The sequence below is a fragment of the Nocardiopsis trehalosi NBRC 14201 genome, from assembly GCF_001552555.1.
In the GTDB taxonomy this organism is placed as follows: Bacteria; Actinomycetota; Actinomycetes; order Streptosporangiales; family Streptosporangiaceae; genus Nocardiopsis_B; species Nocardiopsis_B trehalosi.
The window spans coordinates 1-11,019 of record NZ_BCRK01000198.1 but is presented as its reverse complement, the minus strand read 5'-3'; the positions used below and the strand labels follow the sequence as shown (position 1 = coordinate 11,019).

The window sequence follows — 11,019 nt, the reverse complement described above, 5'->3', positions numbered from 1 at the left end:
CCGGTCGGCCGCGACGAGCCCGCCGACCCCGGTCCCGCCCGCGCCGCGCGGCGCGGCGCCGACCGCGACGAGCCCGAGGCAGCCGAGGCCCGCCGCGAGGAGCCGCCGGTGTCGGCCGCCGCCGCGGGCACCTCGGCGCAGCCGCGCCGCAAGGGGCGCGGCCGCCGCGCCTCGGTCCCGTCGTGGGACGAGATCATGTTCGGGTCGAAGAAGACCGACTGAGGCCGCGCCGGGGTCAGGGTGCCGGGCGCTCGTCCGGTCCTTCGACCAGGAACGGCCGCACCAGCTCCGGGGAGACCCCCGCGGCGAAGGTGACGGCGTCGTCGAACCCGGCGTCGATCGCGGTGTAGGCCCCGCCGCCCGCGCCGACCGCCAGCTCCAGGTGGGCCAGGCCGGGCCGGCGCTGGAACAGCGTCTGCCGCCACGTCCAGCCGATGATGGCGTCGCGGCGCACCACCGCCTGGGCCCGCCGCAGCGACCCCGAGCGCACGCTGACCTGGCGGCCGTCGTCGCCGTGTCCCAGGGCCCGGTACCGGTCGACGCCGAGCGGCACGCCGAGCGCCGCGACGGCGGCCAGCGCGACGGCCACCCACGGCGGCGCGAGGAACGCCGCCACCGCGGCCGCGGCCGCGAACGGGGCGACGGCGCGGAACAGCCGCCGCCGCAGCGCGGCCCCCGGGTGCCGCGTGAGCGGGCCCCGGTAGGGGATGAGGGCGCGCTCGACCACCTCGCCCACCCGGTCGCGCGGCCCGATGGGCAGCAGCGTGGCGCGGGTGGCGGTGTCGCCCAGCCCGGTGACGACGGCCCGCAGCCGCACCGCGCGGCGCAGCCGCTCCAGCGGGTTGTCGAGCAGTTCGTGGCCGCGGACGCGCCGCAGCTCCAGGGTGACGCTGCGCCGGGTGAACAGGCCCCGCTCGGTGACGAGGGCGTCGCCCCGCCGGCGCAGGGTGAACCCCCAGTGGGCGATGGCGTAGGACACCACCGCGGACACCGGCATCAGTGCCACGAGCACGACGGCCGCCCCGATGGCGATGGCCAGGAGGGCCTGCTCACCGGTGCCGTCGAACCACGCGTAGGCGCGCTGGGCGGCGGCGTCGGCATCGGCGCTGGACGCGAGGTCGTCGGCGACCTGGCCGAGGAACCCGAGCACCGTGGCCAGGGCGACGAACGGGGTGAGCAGGTAGCCCAGGCTGAGCACGGCGTAGAGGTACCAGCCGCGCGGCATCGTGAAGTAGACGTCCTCGTCGGCGTCGGCCTCCGGTGCGGGCTCCGCACCGGGCGCGGTACCGGCCTCGGCCGCCGGGGCGCCGGCGGCGGTCTCGCCGCGCAGCACCGCGCGGCGGTGCAGCAGCTCCCGGCGGAGCCGCTCGGCCTCGGCCGCGGTGACCGCGTCGAGCTTGCCCTCCTCGCTCTCGCCGCCGCCCCCGGCGGCGTCGATCCGCACGACGGCCAGGCCAAGGAGGCGGTGCAGCAGGTGCGAGGTGACGTCGACCCCGCGGATGCGCTCCAGCGGGATCGACCGGCGGGACCGGCTGATCAGGCCGCGGCGGATCTCCAGCCGCTCGCTGCCCACCTGGTAGCGGAAGGTGCGCCAGGTGACGAAGCCGCCGACGAGCATGGCGGCGATGGCCACCGCCGCGCTGCCCAGCACCCAGGGGTTGAAGCTGCCCGCGACGACCGCGACGACGAGCGGCACGATCGCGTTGCGCAGATAGGCGATCGGTGCGGTGACGAGGGTGAGCGGGCTGAGCGCCCGCTCCGCCTCGGGCGCGATCCCGGCCGCCGCTGGAGCGGGGACGCCGCTGTCGGGGACACCGGGGCCGCCGGGCACGGGCGGGACGTCGGGAGCGGGGGCACCGTGCGCGGTCGGAACGGGGATGTCATGGGCCGGGGCGTCCGGGGTGGGCACGTACGCACCAGAGACCTCCGGAGCGGGGGTGTCCGGGGTGGGTGCGTTCGGAGCGGCGGGCGGAGAGTGGACGTCCGGCTCGTCGTGCGGGCGGGGCTCGTCGGCGCCGGGCCCCGGCGCGGAGGTCGCGCCGCTCACGTCGCGTCGTCCCGGAGCTCGGCGGCGCGCGCCGCCAGTTCCTCGGAGATGCGCTGGGCGTCGGCGGCGTCGAGCCCCTCGATGGTGGAGGAGCCGGCGTGCGAGGCCGTCTGCACCTTCAGGGTGGCCACCCGGAACAGCCGCTCCAACCAGCCCTGCTTGTGGTCGACCGTCTGGATGCGGCTCACCGGGACCAGCTGCCACCTGCGGCTGAGCCACCCGGTGCGGGTGTAGATGACGTCGGCGGTGACCTCCCAGCGGTGCACCCGGTACCGCCAGGAGGGGGCGACGGCGATCTCGGCGACCGCGTAGGCGCCGTACAGGCCGGGCACCCACCAGGCGTACCGGAGGACGGGGTCGGGCACCCACGACCACGCGGCGGCGGTGACCCCCCAGGCGGCCCCGCACAGGACGGCGGCGAAGACGACCGACACGATGGCGGTCTCCAGCCGCCACATCGGTACGGCACGGGGGGACACGCGGTGTTCGGGCGGGCGGAGCCGGGGAGTCGTCACCCGCCCGAGTCTAGAGCCGGCCCCGTCGGGGGCCGACCCCGACGGCCGGCCCCCGGCGGCGCGGGCCCGCAGCGGCGTGTCAGCGGGCGTGTCAGGCCGACGCGGTGCGGGGTATCAGCGCTTTGTCAGTAGCGCTGCCGAGACTGGGGGCGTGAGCACACATGGGAGGGTAGATGACTGACGCCATCCGCGCGGAGGGCCTGGTCAAGCATTTCAAGGGCAGTACCGCGCTCGCCGGTGTCGACCTCGTGGCGCGCGAGGGCGCCGTCCTGGGCGTCCTCGGCCCCAACGGGTCCGGCAAGACCACGACGGTGCGCATCCTGGCCACGCTGCTGCGCCCCGACGGCGGCCGGGCCGAGGTCGGCGGGTTCGACGTCGTCCGGCGGCCGCACGAGGTGCGCCGGCTGATCGGCCTGACCGGCCAGTACGCCGCCGTCGACGCCGATCTCAGCGGCACCCAGAACCTGACGCTGATCGCCCGCCTGCTCGGCTACTCGCGCGGCGACGCCCGCGCCCGGGCCGCCGAGCTGCTGGAGCGGTTCGGCCTGACCGACGCCGCCGAGCGCGCCGCCAAGACCTACTCCGGCGGCATGCGCCGGCGGCTCGACCTCGCCGCGAGCCTGGTCGGCCGGCCCAGCCTGCTGTACCTGGACGAGCCCACCACCGGGCTCGACCCGCACAGCCGCAACGAGCTGTGGGACGTGGTGCGCGAGCTCGTCGGCGACGGCGTGACCGTGCTGCTGACCACGCAGTACCTGGAGGAGGCCGACCAGCTCGCCGACGACATCATCGTCCTGGACCACGGGAAGGTCATCAGCCGCGGCACGCCCGACGAGTTGAAGGAGCGGGCGGGCGCCCAGGTCCTCCAGGTCCGCCCGGCCGACCCGGCCCGGCTCGACCGGGCCGCCGCCGTCGTCGAGGCCGTCACCCGGTCGGAGGTCCGCTCCGCCGACGGCGGCGCCAGCGCCTCGGTCACCGACCCCGCCGTCATGCCCGAGGTGGTGCGCCGGCTCGACGAGGAGGGCATCGCGGTCGCCGAACTCACCCTGCGCCGGCCCAGCCTGGACGAGGTGTTCCTCGCCATCACCGGCCGCCCCGCCGACGACGCCCCCGCCGACGGCACCGAGGCCGCCCCCGAAAGGACCCACGCATGACCACCGCCGTGACCGGCGCGCACCAGGCCCAGGGCGGCCCCCGCCTGGCCGCGCGCATCACCCCGCTGGCGACCGTGCAGCACGGCGCCCTGCTGACCTGGCGCAGCCTGGTCAAGATCAAGCGCAACCCCGAGGAGGTCCTCGGGCTGACGTTCATGCCGCTGATGTTCGTCGCGCTGTTCGTGTTCGTGTTCGGGCAGGCGATGATGGGCGACTGGCGCGCCTACCGCGACTTCATCATCCCCGGGATCACCGCCCAGTCGGTCATCTTCGCGACGATCGGCACGGGGGTGGCGCTCAACAGCGACATCGAGAAGGGCATCTTCGACCGGTTCCGGTCGCTGCCCATCGCCCGGTCGGCCCCGCTGATCGGCGCCATCCTGGGCGACCTCACCCGCTACCTGCTCACCGTGGTGATGGTGCTGCTCGTCGCCGTGCTGATCGGGTACCGGCCCGACGGCGGCCCGCTGGGCGTGGTGGCCGCGGCGGCGGTCGTCATGGTGTTCGCGTTCGCGCTGTGCTGGCTGTCGGCGTTCATGGGGCTGCTGCTGCGCACCCCCATGGCGGTCAACATCTTCGGGTCGATCTGGATGTTCCCGCTCACCTTCGCCAGCTCCACGTTCGTGGCGCCCGAGAACATGCCGGGCTGGATGTCGACGTTCGCCGGGATCAACCCGGTCACCCACGTCACCGACGCCATGCGCGGGCTCATGGAGGGCGGGCCGGTGGCCGAGCCGCTGCTGTGGACCGCGGTGTGGACCGTCGGCCTCACCGCCGTGTTCTTCCCGCTGGCCACGCGGGCCTACCGGCGCCGCTCCTGAGGCGCGTCCTCGGCGTCCGGCCAGTCGGCGGTCCACGCGGCCACCCGGGCGTCGAGGTCGGCGGGCGCCAGGGCCGCGCCCTCGGCGCAGGCTCGCGCCAGCTCCTCCGCCCCGAGGTCGGCGGCGAGGCCGCGGGCGGTGCGGGCGACATCGGGGTCGCCGGAGTTGCGCACACCGCGCAGCCCGTCGGCGGCCCCCAGCAGCACCCCCGCGCGGCGCGGGTGGTCGGGCCGCACCACCTGGGCCAGGCACTCCAGCACCTGCGCCCGGTGCACGGCGGCGATGGCGCCGTTCAGGCCCCGCCACCCGGCGCGGGCCTGGGCACGCGCCTCGTCCCGGTCGCCGAGGTCGGCCGCGGTGCGGGCGAGCAGGACGCGCCACACCGGTTCGAGCTGGCCGCGCACCATGCCGGGCGCGTCGTCGATCACCTCGGCGCGGACCGCCAGCAGCAGCTCGCGGGCCGTCGCCGCCTCCCCGGCATGCCGTTCGACCTCGGCCTCGGCGATGCGGAGCAGCAGGCGGCCGCCCTCGCGGCGCTCGGACCCGCGCAGTTCGGCGAGGTCGCGGCGGGCGGCCTCGATCTCGCCCCGGGCCGCCCGGTTGAGGGCGCGCCGACCGCGCAGGACGGCCGACATCTCCTTCAGGCCGAGCTCGTCCACCAGCCGCACCCCCTCGGTGAGGAGTTCGCGCTCGCGGTCGGGGTCGTCCATGCCGACCAGTTCCGCGACGATCATCAGCGCCTGGCAGGTGCCCCACCGGTCGCCCAGCGCGCGGAAGCCGGCCAGGCCGTCGGTGAGCAGGTCGCGCGCCGGGGCGACGGTGCCGGCGGCCAGGTGGACCAGCCCGGCGAACGTCGCGGCCGCCGCGCGCAGCCACGGGTCGGCGCTGCCGCGGGCGGCGTCGAGCCGGGCCAGCATCTCCTCGCGGTCGTGCCCGAACATGGCGAGGAAGGCGGGGATCAGCAGCAGGGTGGGGTAGCTCTCGGGGACCTCGCCGGCCGCGCGCAGCACCTCGTCGGCCCGCCGCACCCCGGGCTCGGGGTCGACGGCGGACTCGAACGCGCACGTGGCGACGGTGAACAGGCACTCGGCGTAGGCGGCCTCCCGGCCGGGCGGCGGGCGGTCGCCCGCGATGCGCAGGATGTCGGCCGACCAGCGGGCGGCCTCGGACCACCCGTCGACCATCTGCCAGTACCACAGGGCCGCGTGGTTGAGGTCGAGGGCGAGCCCGGCCTCGCCGTTGTCGACGGCCCAGCGCACGGCCGCCGCGAAGTCGTCCTGCTCGGCGCGGAGCCGGGCCAGCCAGTCGAGCTGGTCGGCGCCGCGCAGGTGGGGTTCGGCCTCGCTCCACAGGGTGAGCTGGTGGTCGGCGTGGGCGCGCCGGACGCGGGGGTCCTCACCGCTCTCGGCCAGTCGGCGGGTGCCGTAGGCGCGCACCGTCTCCAGCATGCGGTAGCGGGGTTCGGGCTCGTCGCCGGACAGGTCGGCGACCACGAGCGACTTGTCGACCAGCGCGAACAGCACCGCCCACACGTCGCGGCCGCCGAGGCGGCCCGACGCGTCGTCGGCGCAGACCCGTTCGACCGCCTCCAGGGTGGCGCCGCCGCCGAACACCGCCAGCCGGCGCAGCAGGGCGCGTTCGGGGTCGTCCAGCAGGTCCCAGCTCCAGTCGACCACCGCCTCCAGGGTGCGGTGCCGGGGCAGGGCGAAGCGGGTGCCGTTGGTGAGCAGGCGGAACCGGTCGGACAGCCCGGCCGCCAGCCGCGCCACCGGCATGGCGCGCACGCGGGCGGCGGCGAGTTCCAGGGCGAGCGGCATGCCGTCGAGTTCGCGGCAGATGCGCACCACGTGGTCGACGTTGTCCTGGTCGACGGTGAACCCGGGCGCCACGGCGCCGACCCGGTCGGTGAACAGGCGCACGGCGGCGTAGTCGGCGGCGCGGGCGGCGGGCGTGCCCTCGGGGGGCAGTTCCAGTGAGGGGACCGCGAGCAGCCGCTCGCCGGACAGCGCGAGGGGTTCGCGGCTGGTGGCCAGGACGCGCACCCCCGGGCAGGCGGCCAGGAGGCGGTCGGCGAACCGGGCGGCGTCGGCGACCAGGTGCTCGCAGTTGTCCAGGACGAGCAGGAGTCGGCGGGAGCCCAGCGACGCGGTGATGCGGTCGACCACGTCGCCCGCCGGGAGCGCCCCCGGGCGCAGCGACATCAGGGCGCCCTCGCGCAGCCCGAGGGTGCTCAGCACGGCGTGCGGGATGTCGGCGCCGTCGTTGACGGGGGCCAGCTCCACGAACCACACGCCCTCGGCGACGAGGGCGGGGTGGCGCTCGGCCATGCGGAACCCGGTGGCGATGGAGAGGCGGGTCTTGCCCGCGCCGCCGGGGCCCACCAGGGTGACCAGCCGCTGGGCGGTGAGCAGGTCGACGGCGCGGCGGACCTCGTCGTCGCGGGCGACGAAGCTGGTGAGCAGGGTGGGCAGCCGGGTGGGGGGCGTGCGCGGCTCGGAGGCCGGCTCGGCGGGGGGACCCGCGGGCGGGTCGGCGGGCGGGCCGGGGGCGAGTTCGCCGCGCAGCAGGCTCAGGTGCAGGGCGCGCAAGCGGGCGGAGGGGTCGATGCCGAGTTCGTCGGCGAGGCCGGCGCGCAGCCGCTCGTAGGCGGCCACCGCGTCGGCCTGGCGGCCGTCGGCGGCCAGGGCGCGGATGAGGAGGTCGGCGGGGCGCTCGTCCAGCGGTTCGCGGGCGACCAGGGCCTCGATCTCGGGCACCGCCTCGGCGTGCCGGCCGAGGTCGAGCTGGGCGGCCAGCCGGTCGAGGAGGGCGCCGCGGCGCGACTCGTCCAGCCGCACGGCGACGTCGCCGCCGGAGTCGGGCAGGTCGGCCAGCGCGGGGCCGCGCCACAGCGCCAGCGCCTCGCCGAGCAGCCGGGCGGCGGTGTGCGGGTCGCCGTCGGCGCGGGCCTGGCGGCCGCGCCGCAGCAGGTCCTCGAAGGCGAAGAGGTCGATCTGGGCGTGGTCGACGTCGAGCCGGTAGCCGGTGGCGTCGCCGTGCAGCGGGGCGGCGTCGCCGAGGGTGCGGCGCAGCCGCGAGGCCAGGGCCTGGAGGGCGTTGCCGGCGGCGGAGGGGGTGGCGTCGGCCCAGATGCCGTCGATGAGGCGGGTGGTGCCGACGGTGCGGCCGGGGGTGAGGAGGAGCAGGGTGAGCAGGCGGCGCAGCCGGGCGCCGCCTATGGCCAGGGGCCGCCCGTCGGCGCCGTGCACCGTGAGGGGGCCCAGAATGGAGAACCGCACGCCCCCATGATCCCCGATCCCCTGGTGTGCGGCCCACCGCAACGGGGTGATTCGGGGGGCGGTTCCCTGTCCGGTGGCGGCCGATCGGCGCGCGGACACGCTGCGTGCGGACGGGGAGACACTCCGCGCATACGCGGTTCATCGCCGCTCCGGCCGCAGTATGGTTCGGTGGGTGGTCGCCGCGGGAGCCCCGGCGGTCCGGCGCGTCCGGCGCGTCCGGCCCGCGCCCGGCGCGGCCCCACTCGCAACGACACCGCCCCACCGTCCTTCGCAGGAGCCCCATGTTCCCGGTCGAACGCCACCGGTCATCCGGCCCGCTGCGCGCGGCCGCCCCGGCGCGCGCCCGCTCGTATCCGCGCCCGGCCGCGCTGGGCGGCGTCCTGCTGCTGGGCGCCGTCGCGGGCTGCGGCCCGCTGCCGTCGGGGACCGGCGCCGAGATGAGCGCCGACATCAACCTGACGAGCACGATGATGCAGGAGGGGTCGCCGCTGCCGGACGCCTACACCTGCGAGGGCGAAGGGCTGTCCCCCGCGCTGCAGTGGTCGGGGCTGCCGGACACCGACCGGATCGCGTCACTGGCGGTCATCGTGGACGCGCCCGAGGACGCCACAGTGCACTGGGTGATCTACGGGCTCGACCCGCTGACCACGGAGATCCGGCAGAACACGGTGCCGCAGCCCGGGCGGCAGGGCCTCAACAGCGCGGGGCAGGCGGCCTACGACCCGCCGTGCCCCGAGGAGGGCGAGGGGCAGGAGTACCGGTTCACGCTGTACGCCCTCAACGGTGAGGTGGACCTGCCCGAGGACGCCCCGCTGAGCGACTCGCTGCGGGCGATCGCCGACCGCGCGGTGGCGCGCGGCTCGCTGACGGCTACTGGCGAGTAGTGAAATGCGACACAGCACACCGACCGCGAAAGAGCTGCATATCGGACATATAACGGCATTTCACTTCGCGCCCTCGCGGAAGGAACCCTTTGTCGCCCTCTGCACCCACGGCGCATCTATGCATAAAGTGGGTCCGTGCCCCCCGTCGATTTCCTGATGACCGTATTCATCCAGCGTGCAGCACGGCACCGGCGCCCCGACCCCCTCGACCGGGCCGGCGCCGCGTGCGGAGCGCCCCTCCCCCTCGGGCGCCCGCCGCACCCGGACGGATACGCACCCGCCCCCGCCGCATCGGGGGCACCGACGCCGGGCACCGATCCCCGACCCCACCGCCGCACCCCGCACGGTCCCACCCCGCCGGCACCCCGCCGCCGACCGCGCGCCGCACGCGGCTCCACACCGGCCAGCCACATCACCCCCGCCGGTGGCAGCTCTGTCCTCTACAAGGCCACGGGCCCTAGGGTGGTGCACTCACCATGACCATTGCGCTTATCGCCATCATCGCCATCATCGTGGTCCTCGTCGTCCTCGTGCTGATCCTGCTGGGCATGCGCGCCCTGAGCGCCGGCAACGCCGACGACGGCTACGACGACGACTACGCGTCCGACGACGCCGACGACGACGGCCCGGACGACGAGCGCCGCCCGGCGCCGCGCGCACGCGGCGGCCGCCGCACCCGCGCCGCCGAGGACGACGACGAGCCGCGCCCCGCGCGGCGCCCCCGCGCCCGGCGCGGGCGCTCCGACGACGACTGGGGCGACGACGACTCCGGGGGCCTGTCCGACAACGCCTTCTGGTCCAGCCTGTCCGGTGACGACGCCGACGGCGGCGACGACGGTGACGGCTTCGGCGCCGACGACGACCGGCCCGCCCGCTCCTCGCGCCGCGACACCCGCGCCGAGTCCACGGAGGCCATGGAGGCGGTCGTCGACGACGAGGACGACGCCCCCGAACCGCCCCGCCGTTCGCGCGGCCGCCGCACCCGCGCCGCGGACGACGAACCGGCGCCCGCCGCCCCGCCGCCCGGACCGGCCGGCGTGCCCGAGCCCGCCGCCGAGAACGGCTCCGGCCTCGCGGTCCTCGCCAGCCTCGGCCAGGGCCCGACCCCCGCGGTCGACGGCGCCCCCGCCGACCCGCCCGCGCGGGGCGCCACCACGCCGCCGGCGCCCCCGGCCGCGCCGCCCGCTCCGGCGGCGCCGACCCGGACGCCCGACCCCCTCAACGACCCCCTTAACGACCCGCTGAACGACCCGCTCGGCGCCCCCGCCGCGCGCGGTTCCTCGGCCGCGTCCGGGTCTTCGGGCGCCACCACGTCGTGGAGCACCTCGGGCCCGCAGCCGACGCGGACGCCGTCGTGGGACTCCGGGTCGTTCTCGCGCGACCCCCTGGGCGGGCCCGCGCCGTCGGCCGACCCGCTCGGGAGCGCGGGGACCGACCCGCTGCGCGGCGCCGATCCGCTGCGCTCCGACCCGCTCGGTCCGCGCTCCGGCGCGGCGCCGTCCTCGGGCGGACCGGGGTCCTCCTACGACACCGGCTCCCACCAGCGCCCCGGCTACGGCGCGGCGGCGTCCTCGCCCTTCGACACCGGGTCGCACAGCCGCTCCTCCTACGACACCGGCTCCCACCAGCGCTCGACCTACGACACGGGCTCGCACTCCCGGCCGTCGTACGATCCGGTCGCCCCGTCCTCCCCGCTCGACACGGGGTCGCACAGCCGCCCGTCCTACGAGCCGGGCGCGGCGTCCTCGCCCTTCGACACCGGGTCGCACAGCCGCTCCTCCTACGACACCGGCTCCCACCAGCGCCCGTCCTACGACACGGGCGCGCACCCCCGGTCCGGCTACGGCGCCGCCGGGAGCGGCGGGGCCGCCTCGTCCTTCGACACCGGGTCGCACGGCCGCCCGTCCTACGACACCGGCTCCCACCAGCGTCCCGGCTACGACGCCGGGCGCGGCTCCACCAGCGCGGACCCGCTGACCGACCCCGCGTTCAGCCCGCCGCGGTCGGCGGCCGACACCGGCTCGCCCATCTGGTCGAGCCTGGACACGGGCTCCCACCAGCGCCCGTCGTCGTACCCGCCCGCGCCCGGCGCGGCCGCCCCGTACGGCGGCGCACCGGCCGGCGCCCCGACCGGCGAGCAGCCCGGGTGGGGCCAGGGCACCGGTGAGCAGCCCGCGTGGGGGCAGGGAACGGGCGAACAGCCGGCGTGGAGCCAGGGCACCGGCGAGCAGCCGTCCATGGCCCCCCGCACCGGCTTCGAACCCTCCACCCCCTACAGCACCGGCTCCTTCACCCGCGACTCCTTCGACACCGGCGGCTA

7 protein-coding genes and 1 pseudogene are annotated in these 11,019 nt (G+C 76.8%); 5 read left to right on the top strand and 3 right to left on the bottom strand.

What is annotated here, in order from left to right; all coding sequences use genetic code 11:
• Positions 1-222: pseudogene (locus NT8_RS31075) on the top strand (septation protein SepH); the annotation flags it as partial.
• Between the two features lie 13 nt (positions 223-235).
• Here the strand turns inward: NT8_RS31075 and NT8_RS24265 are convergent.
• Positions 236-1,909, bottom strand: a complete 1,674-nt coding sequence (locus NT8_RS24265) for a PH domain-containing protein (RefSeq protein ID WP_157515955.1) — start codon at positions 1,907-1,909, stop codon at positions 236-238.
• 134 nt (positions 1,910-2,043) lie between these two features.
• Positions 2,044-2,562: a PH domain-containing protein gene (locus NT8_RS24260; protein ID WP_245646313.1), complete on the bottom strand. Its 519-nt coding sequence runs from the start codon at positions 2,560-2,562 to the stop codon at positions 2,044-2,046.
• Positions 2,563-2,735: 173 nt separating this feature from the next.
• Here NT8_RS24260 and NT8_RS24255 point away from each other — a divergent pair, with 173 nt between their 5' ends.
• Both NT8_RS24255 and NT8_RS24250 read left to right on the top strand, forming a co-directional pair.
• Complete coding sequence (locus tag NT8_RS24255) at positions 2,736-3,716, top strand: ATP-binding cassette domain-containing protein (RefSeq protein ID WP_067974180.1); 981 nt, start codon at positions 2,736-2,738, stop codon at positions 3,714-3,716.
• Entirely contained in the window at positions 3,713-4,537 is an 825-nt protein-coding gene (locus NT8_RS24250; RefSeq protein ID WP_067974177.1) for an ABC transporter permease, read from the top strand. Before NT8_RS24255 ends, NT8_RS24250 begins: the two co-directional genes overlap by 4 nt.
• Here the strand turns inward: NT8_RS24250 and NT8_RS24245 are convergent.
• Entirely contained in the window at positions 4,519-7,815 is a 3,297-nt protein-coding gene (locus NT8_RS24245; protein ID WP_067974174.1) for an ATP-binding protein, read from the bottom strand. The genes NT8_RS24250 and NT8_RS24245 overlap by 19 nt on opposite strands.
• 281 nt (positions 7,816-8,096) lie before the next feature.
• On the opposite strand from NT8_RS24245, the gene NT8_RS24240 reads away from it, so the two are divergent.
• The gene (locus tag NT8_RS24240; protein ID WP_067974172.1) at positions 8,097-8,699 is read left to right on the top strand and encodes a YbhB/YbcL family Raf kinase inhibitor-like protein; all 603 of its coding nucleotides are present in this window, start codon (positions 8,097-8,099) and stop codon (positions 8,697-8,699) included.
• Between the two features lie 476 nt (positions 8,700-9,175).
• A partial coding sequence (locus NT8_RS24235) for a hypothetical protein (protein ID WP_067974169.1) occupies positions 9,176-11,019 on the top strand: 1,844 nt, incomplete at its 3' end.

Coding starts and splice junctions, on each gene's coding strand:
- NT8_RS24240 (WP_067974172.1), top strand. CDS start 8,097: ATGTTCCCGGTCGAACGCCACCGGTCATCCGGCCCGCTGCGCGCGGCC.
- NT8_RS24250 (WP_067974177.1), top strand. CDS start 3,713: ATGACCACCGCCGTGACCGGCGCGCACCAGGCCCAGGGCGGCCCCCGC.
- NT8_RS24255 (WP_067974180.1), top strand. CDS start 2,736: ATGACTGACGCCATCCGCGCGGAGGGCCTGGTCAAGCATTTCAAGGGC.